The following is an 18,830-nucleotide window of genomic DNA, read 5'->3' on the forward strand; positions in this document are numbered from 1 at the left end:
CCCACCTGAGCGCGCACCGCACCGCGGTGCGCGCTCAGCTCTTGAGGGCTCGCTCGATCCGCTCGAAGTTCTCAGGGCTGAAGTTGCCCCGGCTGATCTGCACGCTCCGGTTTTGTTTCGGCGTCACCACATTCGGATACGACGCCAGCTCCGGCACGGCGATCTTCCAGGTGGCCGCGATGCGCCCGAGGACGATCACCGCGTCACGGGACATGGCGCGGCGCACCAGGTAGAAGGCGAAGGACTGGGAGGGCGGGCCTTGACCCCGGATGTTGGACACACGAGACACTGGATCCTGAGGATCTGAGAACGGACATCTCGTGGTCATGAAGAACTATCCGCCGCAGTTCAAGGCGGATGCGGTCGCGCTGTACGAATCGCGGCCGGAAGCGACGATCAGGTCGGTCGCCGCCGATCTGGGGATCAACCCGGAGACGCTGCGGAACTGGGTTCGGGCAGCCGGGGTGAGCCGTCCCCCAGGACGGCGGACGCAGGGGGCGTGCACTGCGGACTCGCGGATTCCCTAGCGCCCCCCCGTACTGGTTGTCCCGGCGGCAGGCGGTGCCCGCTGTCGCCAGGGCAAGACCTACCGGTCCCCGGCCGCGCCGGTTTTACGGGACCCCTGGATGCGGTGGGCCGTGTCCATCTTCGTGAGCGGGCGGCCGTCGCTCTTCGCGTCCCGCAAGGCTTCCAACGTCGCCTCCGCCTGGATCCCGTAGGGGGTGACGATGCCGGTGTCCTTGCCCTCGCGAGGTGGTAGTCCACCAGTGCCCTGGCGATCAATGATCCGAGGGCTCGTGCTGGGGGCGCTAATCGTGGCAACCTATTCCGTCCCGAGGAGGAGGAATGGACTGTTGGTCATGACGCTCGTTTGACGCTCTGGTCGCCAGCACGCGGTACCGCGAGCCATAAAAGGGGCTCTGAACTGGGCTTTTCCGAGACTCTCCCAGGCCGACATCTTTCCGATGACGGCGCACGTGGAGTGCGTGGCGATCTTGGAGCCTGCTACAAAAGGGCTCTGACCTGCAGTTTTCCTGGGTTTCTCAGGGAAGGTCGGATGTGCTCGACATGTTTCCCACCGGACACGACGTGGAGCGCGCGGCCGTCCAGGCACACTGCTCTGACCTGCGGTTGCACCCAAGAGTGCAGGGGCAAGCGGTCTGCGGCGGCCTTCGTTGGGAATGGTGCACGACGGGCTCGACGCTCATCTGACGCTCGTTCTTATGGTGCGTCAGGTGAGCCTCGAACCCAGGGCGCAGTACGGGTCGTCGCGTCATCATGGAGGAGAGGTTTCTTGGCCGCCGCGAGCCATCTGGCCGCCCGGGTGGCCAGGTCGGTGTAGCCGTCCTGGCCCCGGTCGGTGCGGTCAGGGCGCTGAGATACATCCGCCTTCGGACTCCGGATCGCCTGCGGATCGCCTGTGTCTCCTCCGGGTTGCGCTGTTGAGGCCCTGGCGATGTTCTCAAAGGACTGCGGTCACCGGCCGGTCGGACCTTCAGGTGGGGTCTCGCGAGGGCTCGGCCCTGAGGTGCTGTCCACGTTCGTGCCGTCCTGTGGCTGTGGAGCGTCTGTCCCCCGACAGTCCAGCCGGATCAGGCACCAGACAGTGTCGCCGCCAGCGACTGGAACCAGGCGCCGTGGGAGAACGGCTCCGGCGGGCCCACCTCCATGCCGAGTTCGGCGGCAGCCAGGGCGTAATCCCCCTCGTCCAGGGGGAGGGCGAGCAACTCGTGCAGTTCACCCACGAGGCGGGCGACCAACTGCGGGTTTGTGGTGTCGGCGTAGTCGGCGACCGCGGCGTCGTGGCCGAGGAACTCGTCGACGATATCCTGCGAGAACCAGCCCCCCAGCAGTTGCGCGGTCTCCGGAAAACGCGCGTGCCACTCCCAGTGCGTCTGCGGGGACGATGGCTCCGGAACGTCCCCCTCCTCGATGCTCCTCTTCAGGTGGTCGGCCAGCACCATCAGCCAGTCACCGATGTCCGACTGGGGCTTTCCGGTGTCCGGGATCGAGTAGAACTCACCCAGCTCCTGCCGGATGCGGCCCGGAGGATTACGGCTGTACGCGCGCAGCTGTCGCTCCGCCTCCGCGACGGCCGCAGGCCGGGTATGCCAGGTGTGACGGAGATACGCGTCCAGGGCGCGACTGCGCCGCTCCGGGGTGTCGTCCGCCGGCTGACCCAGATACGCGCGCATCACCTGGTCCAGCTCGCCGTACCGCCGGTCGTGCTCGAGGGGCTTCATGGACATGTGCGACCCCTACAGGTAGAACGGGACGGTCGTGTGGACGACGAAGCCGAGCGGACTCGTCGCCTCGCGGCGCAGCACCACGCGCGCCGCGCGCACGTTGACGGGGCCGCGCCCGGCCAGCAGGTCGCCCTCCAGCTGGACCCGGCCCACGGGCTCCTCACGGGACGGCCAGGCTGCCTCGAGGGTGAGGCGGACCCGGGTGTTCTGGGCGAGCCAGCGGTGGACGGCCTGTTCATTGGCGGTCACCACCTGCTGGGTAGCCCACTGGGCGGTCTCCCGGTCGGGATAGGAGGCGGAACGGGTCAGCACGGGGGCATCCTCTCAAATTGCCTCGTAAGGAGCCGAACTCCTACGGGTGGCAGGCGGTTCAGTAGTCGGCGAAGTTCCAGAACATGCCCACCTCGGTGTCCGAGACGACGATCAAACCGTAGTCCTCCGAGTACACGCTCAGCGGGCTGTACGCCCAGCCCGACGATGTGAAGTCGAGCGTGCCGCTCACGTGACCGGGCTTGTTGACGTTGGTGTGGAAGCTGGCGGAGTCCCCATAGCGCGCGAGGATCGTGCGCGCCATCGCCCGGAGCTCCGCCTCGCTTTCGGCGAAGCGACTCAGGTTGGACAGGGTGCAGCGGTCGTCCGTAAGGGCGAGGAGCAGGTTCTCGGCACTGTCCCGATCGATCTCCTGGAGGCGCCTCGCGATGTACTCCGGCGGGTGGGCGACGAAGGGATACGTGAGGGACGCCTCGCGCTCCGGGTTCTGAGCCGCGTCATCGAGACCGGTCCAGCCGCGGGGGTCCGGCTCTCGTGCCATCAGAGCAAGGACGTCGAGGACCCAGTTCTCGTGGCGACGCGGGCCTGTGGCGTCATACGGGTACGCGTCCTCGTACAAGTGGCGTACCGCGGCTTCCCAGGACGTCTGGTCGACGGACATGTGCTGCTGGCCTTTCTCGGCTCTCGCTAGGACTTGGAGGGCATCGACGTCATGACAGTGAACGGAGGGTTGCGGCTGCTGTCGTAGCGGACACGCGTGTCGACGCCGCTCACGTCGTACGCCTTGGCATTCAGACCGCCCTGCTTGTACCCGGACAGTGGGTCGTTGGGGTCCACCGGCTGCTTGCTCACGCTGCGGCCGCTGGTCTCGCCGCTCGGCACCGTGTCGTAGAACGACTTGACGTTGCCGTCTGAGGCTGGCGGAGGCCCCTTGATCCATGCCTCGATGGCGGCCTTGTTCGTGTTGAGATTGCGCTCGGTCAATTCCTCGGCGCGCTGGTAGTTCGGGAAGGCGGAGGAGCCGCTGGGCATCGGCTTGCCGTGGGGCCAGGCCGCTGTCGGGCCGCCTGACTGCTGGTCACGCAGACGCTGCGCCAACTGCTCGTCCGTCTTGCCGACGTGCTTGTCCAAAGTATGGCCGTTCGCCATGTATTCGTTGGCGGCGAGGTTCAGGTCGTAGCTGCCGTTCGAATTGACCTTCAGCCAGACCTTCGAGTCCTTGAATTTCTCCAGGGCTCGGGTACCGAAGCCGTGCGAACGTGCGACGCCGGCCTCGAAGTTGGGTACGCTCCGGAATGCCTCGTCCAGCGGCTCCTTCAGCGCCTCCATGCGCGTGGTGAGGCCCCCCAGGATGCCGGTGTACTTGTCGACGATCCCGTTCAGCTTGCTCGTGTCGATGTTCAGTACCGTCTTGACGTCGAACGACAGGATCAGGCCCCCGCCCTTGCCGATCACGGAGGTGACGGTGCCGAGGATGCTCTTGGGGTCCTTGGGCTTGGCGAGATCTTCGATGATCTCCTTGGCGGCTTGCCACATGGCGCGGTGGAGCTCGTCGGCGACATCGCGGTTGAGGTCGACGGCGGCCTCGGCGTACTCGCGCAGGATAGTGGCCATTTTGTCCGCGGTGTCCTTCAGTACGGCCAGAACCGGCTGACTGCCTGTGGGAACCCGCGGTGTGCCCGGACCTGAGTTGGCGGTCTGCCCCCATTGGTAGCCGTGCCGCTGCTGCCCCCACGCCGTCCCTCCCCACAGGGCGCTGCAGAAGGTCCGCATTGCGGCTTCCCAGTCCGCCTGTTGGTGGTTGGTGATGGCACCCACCGCCTGGGTGAGCTGGTCCGCCCCCCACGTCGCGGTGTTGGATACGTTCATCCAGCTGTGGCAGAGCGAGTTGAGGTAGTGCTGTTGCGGGAAGGGGTGGACGTCCGCCACCCTTCCGATCCGGAACACGTTCTTGCACAGTGGCTGGAGGAGGTCCCGGACGATTTCGGGTATGCCCTCCATCAGGCCGCGCAGGATGTCGTCGCCGCCGTCGTCGTCGCCCCACTTGATATCGGGTACCGAGTCGAAGTTCGGGGCCTTGTCGATGACCGCGGGCCGCGGGCGCTGCTCGGCCGTCTTCCCCGGCTTGGGGTGGGCCGCCACGTCTGCTCTGGTGTAGGCGTTGGCCGTCTCGGTGAATCCGACTGCGACACCGCCGACGCTGAGCACGGACCGGCCCCAGACTTCCAGCCAGCGATTGCCGATCTTCTTGTACGCCCGGGCGAACTTTTCGGCCTCTGTGCCGGCACCGCCTGCGTCGGGGTACTTGCCCAGCTCCTCGAGAAGCGTCTTGGCACCCCGTACCAGGAAGTCCTGCTGCGCGGCGACCCGTCCGGAGACCGACCAGAGGTCGCTCGGCTTGACGTCGATGGCCCCGCTACCACCCGGCGGCTGGGCGGGTGAGGAAGGACCGGCCATCAGGCACCGCCTCCCCAGCCTTCGAGTACGGACCTGTTGGCCGCGGCGTAGTTCAGGTGCCCCTTCACTACGACCTCGTGGAGCCAAGCCTGGGTCGCCTTGAGGTCGTCGGCGGAGTGGCTCCACTTGTCCAGCTCGTCGATGAACGCTTCTCGTGCCTCACCGTCCCAGCTCAGCACGGCTTTAGTGGTCCGCTCGTACAACGTGTCCAGCTTCTCGTTGAGGACGCGGAGGATGCCCTCCAGGTCACCCGAAAGCTGTTGCAAAGTAGCGAAATTAACGGTGATGCGGTCTTCGTCCGGCACGGTGCTGATCCCCCTAGAAAACAGTCACCAATGATGCTACTCAGCACCTGAGTGGAGTCCGCGCGGGCACCGGGTCGCATGTCGGCCATACGTCTGCCCAATGTGAAGCCTGGCCCCTCAGTGGCAGGGGTGATAGAGGTGTGCGTGTGCGTGACACCCCAAACCTGTGAACTTGTGTCCGCGTTGCTAGGGTTGGTCGGCTTGTAATACAGGTTCGAACGTGGGGGGCCGACATGGGTGATGAGCCCAAACTCGCCTATACATCGTCGCAGTTGAAAAATCTGGCGGACGATCTGGATGACATGCATGAGTATCTCGGCAAGCAGTTCAAGCGTATGGACGAGATCGTCGACGGCATCGAGACCGGCTGGCAGGGCCCCACTGCCACGTCTTATCGATCGCTCCACCGCGGCGCCGCGGCGGATGCTGTTCGCATCGGGCAGACCATTCAATTCCTGGCGGAGGCCATTCGTCTGAGCGAAGGAGGCTTCACGGACCAAGAGCTCGAGACTCTGGAACAGTTCCGCAGAGTCCAGGTCGACGTTGATGTAGAAGCAGCCGCAGACGCCCTGTCCACGCCGTCGAACCAGCAACCTCGCAGTCGCCTGCAAGATCTCTGAAGCACAGGGGCCGTCCCATCGACATGGCCGGAGGTCATCCACGGTGTCGTCTCCGGACGAGGTCGACCGGGTGTGCTCGCCTGTGCCGCGCACCGGCCATTCGTGGGCGCGTATGCCGGGACGGCGTATGCGCGTCGCACCTGGTTGCGGGTGCTGAGCGCCGCCATGGTGGGCGGTGACTGCACCGTCCGTTCCCACGACCGGCCCTGCGCAACCCCTCGCGGCTGTGCTTCTCCAGCGGTTCAGCTCCACCCAGCGTGGCTCGCACCTCGCCCGTCGACTCTTGCTGCACCAGCTCGACGCATGGGGCGTGCCGCACGGCAGCGAGGCATCCGACACCGCCGCGCTGCTCGTTGCGGAACTCGAGCCAACGCCGCCTCACACGGCCGGGTTCCGGCCGGTACATCGAGGTCGCCGCTGAGGTCCTCGGCCGGACCCTGTTTCCCCCGCGTTGCCCCGGCCCTATGTGCCGATTAGGCGCAGGGCGAGGAGCGTCGCGCCGTCGGTGCGGGTCGTCCAGGCGGGCCGCGAGGTGGTCGACGTAGTCCCGGAGTCCGGCGTGGCCGGCGCCTGGGGCGGCTTCCCGGAAACAGTGTTGCGCAGTTACGAGAAGGCGGTGCGTGTCATGGCCCGGGTCAGCCGGACGACGTTCGGTCAGGGCGGTCCCAGCACATCAGGACGAGGTCACCGATCTCCTGCGGCGTCGCGATGACGGTGCAGGTCGCGCCCGAGTGGGACCCCAGAGATAGCCCGGGCCCGCCGCCGCGGGTCGGTAGCTGGGTGGCGTGACCATCGTGCACCAGGACGGGGCGAGGTCTCCCGTGCAGGCCCAGCGAAGCAGCGCGCATGCCCGCGCTGAGCTGGCCTCGCCCGGCTCCCGTTCGTCGCCGAACCCGCCGTGAACACCGTCCTCCACGGCGTCCCCGGAGGGGGGCTTCGCCCCGCCCCTTTCCCACCACGAGAGCCTGGGCGTCGTCCGAGTCGCGGTGACCGACGACCTTCTCCCCGTCCGGTTGGCGCGACCGGCTCCCGATCCGGACGAGGGCGGAGGCTGCGGAGTGCTCCTCGTTGACGCGCTCGCCGCTGACTGGCGCCTGCGCGCCCCCCGGCCCGGGAAGACGGTCTGGGCGGAGTGCGCAACGGCTCCCGTTTCATCGGGCCCGTCGGGGCCAGGAGGTATGGTGTTCGGTCGACCGGACCGTCGGCCCCGAAGATCCGCCCAAGGCATTACTGACATGGGTGGAGCGGTATTAGGGTTGCTCTCCGAGCGGTGCCCTGACCGCTTTCGAGGGGGAAACGGTCGTCGCACAGGGCATCGGGGGTGAGGGGAGCCGCCGTGCAGGCGCTGTAAGCCGTCAGTTTCGACATCCGCTCCGCCCAGGAGCAGCCGGGCCGCGTCTACGAGAGCCTTCGCGGCCATCTCGCCGACTGGCTCGGCCACCACGGACGCGTCCCGGCACCTTCGGTGGCCGAACTCGACCGGGATGGCCGGGCGGTGCTCGTCGGCAAGTTTCCCGGCCATGGTGACCGCACAGTGAGCTGGACCGTGGCGGGCGACGAACTCACCCGCGCACTGCGCATGACCATCCATCAGCCGCTGTCTACAGGACCGGCCCAGTTCGTCACCCGGGTCACGGTCTCCGAGTGGGAGGAAGGCGGTGGCGGGCTCAGGATCGTCATGGGCAGGGAGATCCCCGACGGTTGGATAGCACCGGTGCAGGATCCACTGCTCAAGCGCCCGAACCTGCTGCGGGCGGTGCTCGGCGACCAGGAGCTCGAAGTGCGGGTGCTGAGCCAGCTCGCCACGGGGCGGTACGAGAGGATCCGGGAGGAGAGCCATGCTGACGTACTCCTCGATGTCCTGGCGCTGCGCACGCGGCTCCCCATTCTCCTGATACATCCCAGGGACCAGGCGGGATGGAGCGCGGCGGCCGACGCTTCGGGCCAACTCGCTGGCCTCGCCCAGGTGGTGACCCTGAACTACGTGACTGCACAAGCCGTCCGGCGAACCCACGAGCAGTTGGCCGTACCCAGCGGTGGCGCCCGGCTGGTCTGGCCCGACCTCGGCTTGGAACACCCCTCGTACTCGCGTGAGGAGGTGTCCCAGACGTCCTTCGTGGAACGGCGATTGATGCTGTCGCTCGCCCATCTTTCTGTCATCGCCCGTGGCAGTGACACGGCGTGGGAACGTGCGCGGCAGGCTTCGTACCGCGCGGGAGCCCGTAGGGCGGCGGAGCAGTTGTCGCGCGCCCAAGCCGCCGGAGACACGACCGCCGAGCTCGAAGCCCTGCAGAAACGTGTCCGGCAGCTAGAAGAGGACGCCACGTCCTGGGAGGACATGGCACAGAGCTGCATGGAGGAACGCGACAAGGCGCGAGACGATGCCGCCACCGCTGAGGCCTGCGTCAGGACCGGGACTACTGGAAGAACGAGTACTTGGGCCTGTCGAAGGGCGGGAGCGGGCGGGCGGCCACATTCGATGCCTGGAGCGAGATCCCTTCTTTGGGATCAGATGCCGTGCTCACTTTCGCAGCTCTCGCCAAGGCGTCGGAGGAGCACATCGTGTTCACGGCGAAAGCGGCACGCGCCTGGAAGGACTCCCGCTACCCGTACCCTCAGGAGATGACCGACCGGCTGACCGCCCTCGCGCAGGCTGCGATGGACCTGTACTCCAATTCCGGCAAGATGCCCAGGCTGGCCCAGTGGTTCTACGACAACCACGGACTGAAATTCGCGCCCAACGACGAGAAACTTAGCAAGGACAAGGACAAGCGTTATTTCACGTTCAACGGGAAGCGCTGGGACGGATTGCCGCACATCAAGGTACGGGACGCCGTCTCGCCCAACGAGGTCGGACGCATCTACTTCGCCCTCGACTCCGAGGAGAAGCGGTTCATCGTGAACCATGTGGGACTGCACCTGTAGCCGGCCCCGGCGGGCACTTTGGCGACCTGTTCACCGACTGTCGGCTGTGACGCTCGTTTGACGCTCCAGGTTCCCACACGCAGGATGGCGAGCTAAGAAATGGTGTCTGACCTGGGCTTTTCCGTGACTCGCCCAGGCCGACGTCTTTCCTATGACTCATCACGTGAAGAGCGCGGTGCACGTCGTCGCTCCTGGCCCAAAGTCCCAGAAAGGTCCCAGGGACTCCGCCACACCCCGCCTCAACTTGCATTTGTGCAGGTCAGAAGGGGTGCGACGGGGTCATTTTTGCGGGCTTTCAGATGTCCCGGAAAATCTCGATCTGCGCCCCCACCGAGTTCAGACGCTCCGCCAGTTCCTCGTAGCCTCGGTTGATCACGTACACGTTCCGCAGTACGGACGTGCCCTCGGCCGCCATCATCGCCAGCAGCACCACCACCGCCGGCCGCAGCGCGGGCGGGCACATCATCTCGGCGGCACGCCAGCGGGTCGGGCCCTCGACCAGGACGCGGTGGGGGTCGAGGAGCTGGAGCCTGCCGCCGAGGCGGTTGAGGTCGGTGAGGTAGATGGCGCGGTTGTCGTAGACCCAGTCGTGGATGAGGGTCTGGCCGTGCGCGGAGGCGGCGATCGCCGCGAAGAACGGGACGTTGTCGATGTTCAGCCCGGGGAAGGGCATCGGGTGGATCTTGTCGATGGGCGCTTCCAGCTTCGAGGGGCGGACCGTCAGGTCCACCAGCCGGGTACGGCCGTTGTCGGCGGCGTACTCCGCCGTGCGGTCGCAGTCGACACCCATCTCCTCCAGGACCGCGAGTTCGATCTCCAGGAACTCGATCGGCACCCGGCGGATCGTCAGCTCCGACTCCGTCACCACGGCGGCGGCGAGCAGGCTCATCGCCTCGACCGGGTCCTCGGAGGGGGAGTAGTCGACGTCCACGTCGATCTCCGGGACGCCGTGCACCGTGAGGGTGGTCGTCCCGACACCGTCGACGCGCACGCCGAGCGCCTCCAGGAAGAAGCACAGGTCCTGGACCATGTAGTTGGAGGACGCGTTGCGGATGACCGTCGTACCGTCGTGCCGCGCCGCGGCCAGCAGGGCGTTCTCGGTCACCGTGTCCCCGCGCTCGGTCAAGACGATCGGGCGCTCCGGCCGGACCCCGTGGTCCACCTGGGCGTGGTAGAGCCCGTCGGTCGCCGCGATCTCCAGGCCGAAACGGCGCAGCGCGATCATGTGCGGTTCGATGGTGCGGGTGCCCAGGTCGCAGCCGCCCGCGTAGGGCAGGGTGAAGCGGTCCGTGCGGTGCAGCAGCGGGCCGAGGAACATGATGATGGACCGGGTCCGGCGCGCGGCGTCCGCGTCGATGGCCTCCAGGTCGAGTTGGGCCGGCGGCAGGATCTCGAGGTCCACGCCGTCGTTGATCCAGCGGGTGCGCACGCCGATGGAGTTGAGGACCTCCAGCAGCCGGAAGACCTCCTCGATGCGGGCCACCCGGCGCAGCACTGTGCGGCCCTTGTTGAGCAGGGAGCCGCAGAGCAGCGCGACACACGCGTTCTTGCTCGTCTTGACGTCGATGGACCCGGAGAGCCGGCGTCCGCCGACCACGCGCAGGTGCATGGGCCCGGCGTACCCGAGCGACACGATCTCGCTGTCGAGGGCTTCACCGATGCGCGCGATCATCTCAAGGCTGATGTTCTGGTTGCCGCGCTCGATGCGGTTGACGGCGCTCTGACTCGTGGCGAGCGCCTCGGCAAGCTGGGTCTGTGTCCAGCCGCGATGCTGACGTGCGTCACGGATGAGCTTGCCGATACGTGCGAGGTAGTCGTCTTCCATGTCTGCACGCTATCTCAGATATGAGATGAAGATCGCGCGGGGGTGCGCAGTTCGGGTGATGCCCGGGTGCCCGGGCCGCGGACGGCCGCCTGTCTGAAGCGTCAGGCCCGTCCGACGGTCCGGCACCCGGTGCTCGGCCGAACGGGTGGGCGTCAGCCGCGGCGGCGCGTGGTCTTGCGCCAGCCGAACGGGCCGGGCAGGTCCATGGACGTGGTGCGCCGGCCGGTGCTGCTCGTGGTGCGCCTCGGTCCGTGACGTCCGCCGGTGGTGACGGACCACGAGCGGCGGTTGATGTTCAGCCGGACGCCCGGAAGGATCTGGAAGCTCTTTCGGAATGTGAGCGGCATCTGCGCCTCCTCTGTCAGAGGTACGGGTATCCCGAAGTCGTCCGCCCATGCGTGGGACGCGCGTGAATGCGTACGGTCGGCCGGGGCGGGCCGGGTCGCGTGCCGACGGCGGCGCGCCGGGGCGGCGCAGGACACAGGCGCCCGGGCATGACCGCGCGGCGGCGATGTACTAGAGTTATCTCGACATCGAGATATCTGCCGAGGCGCACCGCAGCCGCCGCTCGGTAAGGGTTACCTAACTAACCCTTACCTTAGCGGATGGTGGGGGCCGCAGGCGGCGCCGGCCGCACATGAGGCGCGGCGCGGTTGAACGCGCACATTGAAGAAGGAGACTGTCGTGTCGGCGAACAGCTTCGACGCCCGCAGCACACTGCAGGTGGGCGACGAGTCGTACGAGATCTTCAGGCTGGACAAGGTCGAGGGCTCCGCGCGCCTCCCTTACAGCCTGAAGGTGCTGCTGGAGAACCTGCTCCGCACGGAGGACGGCGCGAACATCACCGCCGACCACATCCGTGCGCTGGGCGGGTGGGACTCCCAGGCCCAGCCCAGCCAGGAGATCCAGTTCACACCGGCCCGCGTGATCATGCAGGACTTCACGGGTGTCCCGTGCGTCGTGGACCTCGCCACCATGCGTGAGGCCGTCAAGGAGCTCGGCGGCGACCCGGCGAAGATCAACCCGCTGGCCCCGGCCGAGCTGGTCATCGACCACTCCGTCATCGCCGACAAGTTCGGCACCAACGACGCGTTCGCGCAGAACGTCGAGCTCGAGTACGGCCGCAACAAGGAGCGCTACCAGTTCCTGCGCTGGGGCCAGACCGCGTTCGACGAGTTCAAGGTCGTCCCCCCGGGCACCGGCATCGTCCACCAGGTCAACATCGAGCACCTGGCCCGCACGGTCATGGTCCGTGGCGGCCAGGCGTACCCCGACACCCTCGTCGGCACCGACTCCCACACCACCATGGTCAACGGCCTCGGTGTGCTGGGCTGGGGCGTCGGCGGCATCGAGGCCGAGGCAGCGATGCTCGGCCAGCCGGTCTCCATGCTCATCCCGCGCGTCGTCGGCTTCAAGCTGACCGGCGAGCTCCCGGCCGGCACCACCGCCACGGACCTCGTGCTGACCATCACCGAGATGCTCCGCAAGCACGGCGTCGTCGGCAAGTTCGTCGAGTTCTACGGTGAGGGCGTCGCCGCCACCTCTCTCGCGAACCGCGCCACCATCGGCAACATGTCGCCCGAGTTCGGCTCCACCGCCGCGATCTTCCCGATCGACGACGAGACGCTGAAGTACCTGCGTCTGACCGGCCGCGACGGGCAGCAGGTCGCCCTCGTCGAGGCGTACGCCAAGGAGCAGGGCCTCTGGCTGGACCCGGCCGCCGAGCCCGACTTCTCCGAGAAGCTGGAGCTCGACCTCTCCACGGTCGTCCCCTCCATCGCCGGCCCGAAGCGCCCGCAGGACCGCATCGTCCTGGCGAACGCCAAGGCCAAGTTCGCCGAGGACGTACGCAACTACGTCACCGACGACATGGAGGCGAGCAAGGAGTCCTTCCCGGCCTCCGACGCCCCGGCCGTGTCGCCCAACGGCGTGCCGTCGAACCCGGTCACCGTCACCGCCCCCGACGGCACGACCTACGAGCTCGACCACGGTGCCGTCACCGTCGCCGCGATCACCTCCTGCACCAACACCTCGAACCCCTACGTCATGGTCGCCGCCGCGCTCGTGGCGAAGAAGGCCGTGGAGAAGGGCCTGACCCGCAAGCCGTGGGTCAAGACCACCCTCGCCCCGGGCTCGAAGGTCGTCACCGACTACTTCGACAAGGCGGGCCTGACCCCGTACCTCGACAAGGTCGGCTTCAACCTGGTCGGCTACGGCTGCACCACCTGCATCGGCAACTCCGGCCCGCTGCCGGAGGAGGTCTCCAAGGCGGTCAACGACCACGACCTGGCCGTCACCTCGGTGCTCTCCGGCAACCGCAACTTCGAGGGCCGGATCAACCCCGACGTCAAGATGAACTACCTGGCGTCGCCGCCGCTCGTCGTCGCGTACGCCATCGCCGGTTCGATGAAGGTCGACATCACCAAGGACGCCCTCGGCGTCGACCAGGACGGCAACCCCGTCCACCTCGAGGACATCTGGCCGACGGAGGCCGAGGTCAACGATGTCGTCGCCAACTCCATCGGCGAGGACATGTTCAACAAGTCCTACCAGGACGTCTTCGCGGGCGACGCCCAGTGGCAGGCGCTCTCGATCCCCACCGGCGACACCTTCGAGTGGGACTCCGAGTCCACCTACGTGCGCAAGCCCCCGTACTTCGAGGGCATGACGATGGAGACGACCCCGGTCGAGGACATCACCGGCGCCCGCGTGCTGGCCAAGCTGGGCGACTCGGTCACCACCGACCACATCTCCCCGGCCGGTGCGATCAAGGCCGACACCCCGGCCGGCAAGTACCTCACGGAGCACGGCATCGAGCGCCGTGACTTCAACTCCTACGGTTCGCGCCGTGGGAACCACGAGGTCATGATCCGCGGTACGTTCGCCAACATCCGCCTGCGCAACCAGATCGCGCCGGGCACCGAGGGCGGCTTCACCCGCGACTTCACGCAGGCGGACGGCCCCGTGTCGTTCATCTACGACGCCTCGCAGAACTACCAGGCCGCGGGCACCCCGCTGGTCATCCTCGCGGGCAAGGAGTACGGCTCCGGCTCGTCCCGCGACTGGGCGGCCAAGGGCACCGCGCTCCTGGGCGTGAAGGCCGTCATCGCCGAGTCCTACGAGCGCATCCACCGCTCGAACCTCATCGGCATGGGCGTCCTCCCGCTCCAGTTCCCGGAGGGTCAGACGGCCGAGTCCCTCGGCCTGACCGGCGAGGAGACCTTCTCCTTCACCGGTGTGACCGAGCTGAACGACGGCACCACGCCGCGCACCGTCAAGGTCACCACCGACACCGGTGTGGAGTTCGACGGCGTCGTCCGCATCGACACCCCCGGTGAGGCGGACTACTACCGCAACGGCGGCATCCTGCAGTACGTGCTCCGCAGCCTGATCCGCAAGTAAGGGCACCGCGAAGTGAGCGAGGGCCGCACCCCTGGGGTGCGGCCCTTCGCCGTTAGGCTCGGACCCTGATGAAGAACACCCTCACCTCGCGCGCGGCCAAGGCCGGACACGAGTCCGTGCGCCGTCACAACCTGAGCCTGGTCCTGCGGACCGTCCGCGACGAGGGCGAGGTCACCCGGGCCCGGGTCGCGAGCCTCGTGGGCCTCACCAGGGCCGCCGTCTCCTCACTCGTCGAGGAGTTGCTCGCGCTGGACTGCCTCAGCGAGTCCGGGAAGACCTCGGGCGGGGGCGCCGGACGCCCCGGTACCGTGCTGAAGCTCTCCCGCACGGGCCCCGCGGGGCTAGGGGTGGAGATCAACATCGACTACGTCTCCGTGTGCGCCGTCGATCTCACCGGCACGGACCGGGTCCGGGTCACCGAGCACACCGACCACCGGAACGTGCCGCCCGCCGAGGTCCTGGCCCACGCCGCCCGGCTCACCAACCGCGTCATCGCCTCCACCAGGGAACAGGAACTGCGCGTGGTGGGCGTGGAGCTGGCCCTCCCCGGGCTGGTCTCGGGCGGCGTCGTCCGGCAGGCACCCAACCTCGGCTGGAGCAGGGTCGCCGCCGAAGGCATCTTCGGGCAGGCGCTCAGCACACTGCGCCCGGCGGGGAGGGCGCTGGCCGTCGGTTCCGACAACGAGGCGAACCTGGCCGCCCTCGCGGAACTGTGGTTCGGCGGACTCGGCGGCGTCCGCACCTTCCTCTATCTCACGGGTGAGATCGGTGTGGGCGGCGCGCTCGTGGTGAACGGCGAGATGCTCCGGGGCGCCCACGGGTTCGCCGGCGAGATCGGCCACGTGGTCGTCGACCCGCAAGGCCCGCTCTGCCGGTGCGGAGCGCACGGCTGCCTGGAGCAGTACGCCGGCCGGGCCGCTCTGCTGCGGGCGGCGGGCATCGACCCGGACACGGGCGTACGCGGCCTCGCCGAGCTGGAGCAGCGCGCCGCCGCCGGTCAGGAGGGGGCCGTCTCGGCACTGCGGGAGGCGGGGGACAGACTGGGTGTGGTGCTGGCCGGCGCGGTGAACCTCTTCGACCCGGAGGCCGTCGTACTCGGCGGGATCTACCGCAACCTGATGCCTTGGCTGGAGAAGTCCGCGGACGCCCAGCTCACAGCGCGGGTGGTGTCCGGCCGCTGGCACGAGAACGGCAGCCGGCTGCGGGCCTCCTCGGTCTCCGGCGACGCGGCGCGGGGCGCGGCGGCCCGGGTGGTGCACGAGGTGCTGGAGAACCCGGCGGCGTACGCGCTGCGCTGAGGCCGTACGCCGCGCGGGTCGCTCCAAGGCCGTCCCGAGGCCGTTCAGCCGAGGTTGCGGCGGTCCTCCTCCGTCCACTTGGCGGTGTCACGCGGTTCCACGTACGGCTCCTCGGTCGCGGGGTGGCCGCCGTCGATGGCCCGCTGCCGGGCCATCTCCGCGTCGAACTCGAGGCCGAGCAGGATCGCCAGGTTGGTGATCCACAGCCACACCAGGAAGATGATCACACCGGCGAGGGCACCGTAGGTCTTGTTGTACGAGGAGAAGTAGGCCACGTACAGCGCGAAGCCGGCCGAGGCGGCCATCCAGAGCAGCAGGGCGAGGAGGCTGCCGGGGGTCACCCACTTGAAGCCCCGGCCCCGGGCGTTCGGCGCGGCCCAGTACAGGAGCGCGATCATGACGGTGACGAGCAGGATGAGCACGGGCCACTTCGCGATCGACCAGGCCGTCATGGCGGGGTCACCGACCCCGAGGGCGGAACCGGCCCGCTGGGCGAGGGGACCGGTGAACACCACGATCAGGGCGCTGAGGACCGCCAGCACCATCAGGGTCACCGTCAGGCCCAGCCGCAGCGGCAGCACCTTCCACACGGGCCGCCCTTCGGGCATGTCGTACACGGCGTTGGAGCAGCGGATGAACGCCGCGATGTAGCCGGAGGCCGACCACACCGCCAGCAGCAGACCGACGACGGCCATCAGCGATCCCGTACCGCCGTTGCCCTGCAGTTGCTGCACGGCGTCGGAGAGGATGTCCCGGACCGGGCCGGGGGCGAGGTCCTGGAGGTTGTCCATCACCTTCTGGGTGGCGGACTTCCCCGCGACACCGAGCAGTGAGACCAGCACGAGCAGGGCGGGGAAGAGCGAGAGCACGCTGTAGTACGTCAGGGCCGCCGCCCGGTCGCTGAGCTCGTCCTCCACGAACTCCCGCACCGTGCGCCTCAGCACGGCCCACCACGACTTCCCGGACATGTCGGCCGGTCCGGCGGGTGCGTCGCGCTCCACCTGTGGGTCCGGCCCGACGCGGTCCGGTTCCCTGGTGGCGCCGTCCGCGCCGTCTGCGTGGAGGCCGGCGGCGTCATGGCCGTCGCGGGTGGGGTGAGCCTGTGGTTCCGGTGTGCGTGCCATGGGAGTCCGGTAACCGCCACAGCGGAAGGGAAACCGGTTCGGCCGGGACGGATCCGTCCGGGCACGCGCCTACGGGTGCGGGCCGGCCAGGCCCGCACCCGTGAGCGGCGATCAGCCCCGGTGTGCCGCGATCAGCTGCTGGTACCAGCGGTAGCTGTCCTTCGGGGTGCGCTCCAGGGTGTCGTAGTCGACCCGGATGATCCCGAACCGCTTCGCATAGCCCAGCGCCCACTCGAAGTTGTCGAGCAGCGACCACACGTAGTAGCCGCGTACGTCGACGCCCGCGTCCATGGCCGCCCGCAGCGCCGCCAGGTGCGTGCGCAGGTACTCCACCCGGTCCGCGTCGTGGACGGAACCGTCGGCCTCGACCTCGTCGAACTCAGCCGATCCGTTCTCCGTGATGTGCACCGGGGGCAGGGCGTCGCCGTAGGTCTGCTTCAGCGCGGTCAGCAGGTCGGTGAAGGACTCCGGGACGACCGGCCAGCCCATGGCGGTCTTGCGGACATCCGGGTAGTTCCCCTCCGCGTACCGGTTGTCGGTGGCCACACGCAGCGCCGGGTCCGCCTCGCGGTGCGGGGCGGCGGCGACGACGATCGGCCGGTAGTAGTTGATGCCCAGGAAGTCCATCGGCTGGGAGATCAGCTGTAGGTCGCCGTCCCGGCGGTAGTCCTGCCCGGTGATCAGCTCGCCCCAGGTCTCCTCCTCGGTGGCCGGGTAGCGGCCCGCGAGCAGCGGCTCGGTCCACACCAGGTTGTGCTGGGTGTCCGCGCGGACGACCGCGGCGAGGTCGGCGTCCGACTCGGTGGCCGGGACGTTGCGGTCCAGGTTGAGCGTGATGCCCGCCTCGCGGACCCCCGCCGCGCGCAGGGCGTTCATGGCGTGGCCGTGACCGACCAGCAGGTGGTGGGCGGCGGCCAGCGCCCCGCGCCCCTCCCGCGCGCCCGGCGCGTGCCGGCCCACGGAGTAGCCGAGGAACGCGCTGCACCAGGGCTCGTTCAGCGTGATCCAGCGCGGCACCCGGTCGCCCAGGTGCTCGGCGACGATCGCCGTGTACTCGCCGAAGCGCTCCGCGGTCTCCCGTACCCGCCACCCGCCCTCGTCCTCCAGGGCCTGGGGGAGGTCCCAGTGGTAGAGGGTGGCGGCCGGCTCGATGCCCGCCTCCAGGAGGGAGTCGACGAGCCGGGAGTAGAAGTCCAGCCCCTTGGGGTTGACCGCCCCGCTGCCCGTGGGCTGGATCCGGGACCAGGCGAGGGAGAAGCGGTACGACTCCACGCCCAGGTCGCGCAGCAGGGCCACGTCCTCCGGGTAGCGGTGGTAGTGGTCGCAGGCCACGTCACCCGTGTCGCCGCCGTCCGTCCGGCCCGGCGTGTGGCTGTAGGTGTCCCAGATGGACGGGCCACGGCCGTCTTCCTCCACGGCGCCCTCGATCTGGTACGAGGCCGTGGCCGCGCCGAAGACGAAACCTGGCGGGAAGACCGGGAAGTCACTCATGGGAACCCTTACTTGACCGAGCCGCCGGTGATTCCGGCGGCGATGTACTTCTGGGACAGGACGAGGAGGACCGCGGCGGGTACGGCGGAGAGCACGGACGCGGCCATGACCGAACCCCAGTCGCCGACGTGCGCGCCGATGTACTGGTAGATGCCCAGGGTGATCGGCTTGACGTCGTCCGTGGTGTTCAGGGTCAGCGCGAACATGAAGTCGCTCCACGCGTACAGGAAGGAGAACAGCCCGGCGGTGATCAGGGAGTTGCGGCTCATCGGCAGGACGACCTGGACGAACGTACGGACGCGGCCCGCGCCGTCGACCTCGGCGGCCTCGATGACCTCGCGCGGGATCGACACCATGAAGGACCGCATCAGCACGATCGCGAAGGGGATGCCCAGCGAGGCGTCCGCCAGCATCAGGCCGAAGTAGGAGTTGACCAGGCCGAGGTCCACGTACGCGCTGTACAGGGCGTTCGCGATGACGATGCCCGGCACCATCTGCGTGATGAGCGTGCCGAAGACGATCGTCTTGCCGCCGCGCAGCTTGAACTGCGCCAGGCCGTAGGCCGCCGGAGCCGAGATCGCCAGGCAGATGGCCACCGCGCCGAGCGCCACGGCCAGCGACGTCAGCAGGTTGCCACCCTGCTCGGTGATGGCCGAGGTGAAGCCGGAGAAGTCGATGCCCGTCGGCACGGGGCCGACGTCGACCAGGCTCGCGTCCGGCTGCAGCGCGGTGTTGACCATCCAGTACAGCGGGAACAGCATGACCGCGAGAACGACGACGCCGAAGACGGTCGCACCCCAGCGGCGCCTGGGCCGGTGGACGGCTGCGGGAGCCGGGGCGGCGGGGATCTGGGTGGTGGTCGCCATG

17 protein-coding genes and 1 pseudogene are annotated in these 18,830 nt (G+C 68.4%); 7 read left to right on the top strand and 11 right to left on the bottom strand.

What is annotated here, in order from left to right; translation table 11 throughout:
- Window positions 1-34 precede the first annotated feature (34 nt).
- Entirely contained in the window at window positions 35-280 is a 246-nt protein-coding gene (locus ACHFIV_RS08270) for a hypothetical protein (RefSeq protein ID WP_398965135.1), read from the bottom strand.
- Between the two features lie 46 nt (window positions 281-326).
- On the opposite strand from ACHFIV_RS08270, the gene ACHFIV_RS08275 reads away from it, so the two are divergent.
- Window positions 327-527: a transposase gene (locus ACHFIV_RS08275; RefSeq protein WP_398965137.1), complete on the top strand. Its 201-nt coding sequence runs from the start codon at window positions 327-329 to the stop codon at window positions 525-527.
- A 1,065-nt stretch (window positions 528-1,592) separates the two neighbouring features.
- Here the strand turns inward: ACHFIV_RS08275 and ACHFIV_RS08280 are convergent.
- Genes ACHFIV_RS08280 through ACHFIV_RS08300 form a run of 5 tightly spaced genes read right to left on the bottom strand, consistent with a single transcriptional unit; the run spans window position 1,593 to window position 5,278 of the window.
- Window positions 1,593-2,249, bottom strand: a complete 657-nt coding sequence (locus tag ACHFIV_RS08280) for a contact-dependent growth inhibition system immunity protein (RefSeq protein ID WP_398965138.1) — start codon at window positions 2,247-2,249, stop codon at window positions 1,593-1,595.
- A 9-nt stretch (window positions 2,250-2,258) separates the two neighbouring features.
- Window positions 2,259-2,558, bottom strand: a complete 300-nt coding sequence (locus ACHFIV_RS08285; RefSeq protein WP_398965140.1) for an RNase A-like domain-containing protein — start codon at window positions 2,556-2,558, stop codon at window positions 2,259-2,261.
- Window positions 2,559-2,616: 58 nt separating this feature from the next.
- The gene (locus ACHFIV_RS08290) at window positions 2,617-3,177 is read right to left on the bottom strand and encodes a hypothetical protein (RefSeq protein WP_398965141.1); all 561 of its coding nucleotides are present in this window, start codon (window positions 3,175-3,177) and stop codon (window positions 2,617-2,619) included.
- A gap of 26 nt (window positions 3,178-3,203) precedes the next feature.
- On the bottom strand, window positions 3,204-4,973 hold the full coding sequence (locus ACHFIV_RS08295; protein ID WP_398965143.1) for an RNase A-like domain-containing protein: 1,770 nt from the start codon (window positions 4,971-4,973) through the stop codon (window positions 3,204-3,206).
- A complete protein-coding gene (locus ACHFIV_RS08300; RefSeq protein ID WP_389716812.1) occupies window positions 4,973-5,278 on the bottom strand; it encodes a WXG100 family type VII secretion target in 306 nt (101 codons plus the stop codon). The genes ACHFIV_RS08295 and ACHFIV_RS08300 overlap by 1 nt, the downstream gene beginning before the upstream one ends.
- A gap of 233 nt (window positions 5,279-5,511) precedes the next feature.
- Between ACHFIV_RS08300 and ACHFIV_RS08305 the strand changes: the two genes are divergently transcribed.
- From ACHFIV_RS08305 to ACHFIV_RS08320, 4 genes and pseudogenes are all read left to right on the top strand, one after another.
- Window positions 5,512-5,898, top strand: coding sequence for a WXG100 family type VII secretion target (locus ACHFIV_RS08305; protein WP_398965145.1), 387 nt, complete (start codon window positions 5,512-5,514; stop codon window positions 5,896-5,898).
- 226 nt (window positions 5,899-6,124) lie between these two features.
- Window positions 6,125-6,294, top strand: a pseudogene (locus tag ACHFIV_RS08310) (ATP-binding protein); the annotation flags it as partial.
- Between the two features lie 1,069 nt (window positions 6,295-7,363).
- Window positions 7,364-8,524, top strand: coding sequence for a hypothetical protein (locus tag ACHFIV_RS08315; RefSeq protein ID WP_398965146.1), 1,161 nt, complete (start codon window positions 7,364-7,366; stop codon window positions 8,522-8,524).
- Window positions 8,521-8,823, top strand: coding sequence for a hypothetical protein (locus ACHFIV_RS08320; protein WP_398965148.1), 303 nt, complete (start codon window positions 8,521-8,523; stop codon window positions 8,821-8,823). Before ACHFIV_RS08315 ends, ACHFIV_RS08320 begins: the two co-directional genes overlap by 4 nt.
- Window positions 8,824-9,118: 295 nt before the next feature.
- Here ACHFIV_RS08320 and ACHFIV_RS08325 read toward each other — a convergent pair whose 3' ends face one another.
- Both ACHFIV_RS08325 and ACHFIV_RS08330 read right to left on the bottom strand, forming a co-directional pair.
- Window positions 9,119-10,648, bottom strand: coding sequence for a helix-turn-helix domain-containing protein (locus ACHFIV_RS08325; RefSeq protein WP_398965150.1), 1,530 nt, complete (start codon window positions 10,646-10,648; stop codon window positions 9,119-9,121).
- Between the two features lie 152 nt (window positions 10,649-10,800).
- Window positions 10,801-10,995, bottom strand: coding sequence for a DUF4236 domain-containing protein (locus ACHFIV_RS08330; protein ID WP_398965152.1), 195 nt, complete (start codon window positions 10,993-10,995; stop codon window positions 10,801-10,803).
- Between the two features lie 337 nt (window positions 10,996-11,332).
- On the opposite strand from ACHFIV_RS08330, the gene acnA reads away from it, so the two are divergent.
- Together acnA and ACHFIV_RS08340 are read left to right on the top strand one after the other, a co-directional pair.
- Window positions 11,333-14,050, top strand: a complete 2,718-nt coding sequence (gene acnA / locus ACHFIV_RS08335; RefSeq protein WP_398965154.1) for an aconitate hydratase AcnA — start codon at window positions 11,333-11,335, stop codon at window positions 14,048-14,050.
- A gap of 68 nt (window positions 14,051-14,118) precedes the next feature.
- Window positions 14,119-15,348 carry an ROK family protein gene (locus tag ACHFIV_RS08340; RefSeq protein WP_398965155.1) on the top strand — a complete coding sequence of 410 codons (1,230 nt, stop codon included), beginning with the start codon at window positions 14,119-14,121 and terminating at the stop codon, window positions 15,346-15,348.
- Between the two features lie 44 nt (window positions 15,349-15,392).
- Here the strand turns inward: ACHFIV_RS08340 and ACHFIV_RS08345 are convergent, their stop codons facing one another.
- The 3 genes from ACHFIV_RS08345 to ACHFIV_RS08355 form a co-directional block, all read right to left on the bottom strand.
- A complete protein-coding gene (locus ACHFIV_RS08345; RefSeq protein ID WP_398965157.1) occupies window positions 15,393-16,472 on the bottom strand; it encodes a YihY/virulence factor BrkB family protein in 1,080 nt (359 codons plus the stop codon).
- A 111-nt stretch (window positions 16,473-16,583) separates the two neighbouring features.
- On the bottom strand, window positions 16,584-17,963 hold the full coding sequence (locus tag ACHFIV_RS08350; protein WP_398965158.1) for a GH1 family beta-glucosidase: 1,380 nt from the start codon (window positions 17,961-17,963) through the stop codon (window positions 16,584-16,586).
- An 8-nt stretch (window positions 17,964-17,971) separates the two neighbouring features.
- Window positions 17,972-18,829: a carbohydrate ABC transporter permease gene (locus ACHFIV_RS08355; protein ID WP_398965160.1), complete on the bottom strand. Its 858-nt coding sequence runs from the start codon at window positions 18,827-18,829 to the stop codon at window positions 17,972-17,974.
- Between the last annotated feature and the right edge of the window lies 1 nt (window position 18,830).

The sequence above is a fragment of the Streptomyces sp. ALB3 genome (assembly GCF_044385685.1).
Taxonomy (GTDB): Bacteria; Actinomycetota; Actinomycetes; order Streptomycetales; family Streptomycetaceae; genus Streptomyces.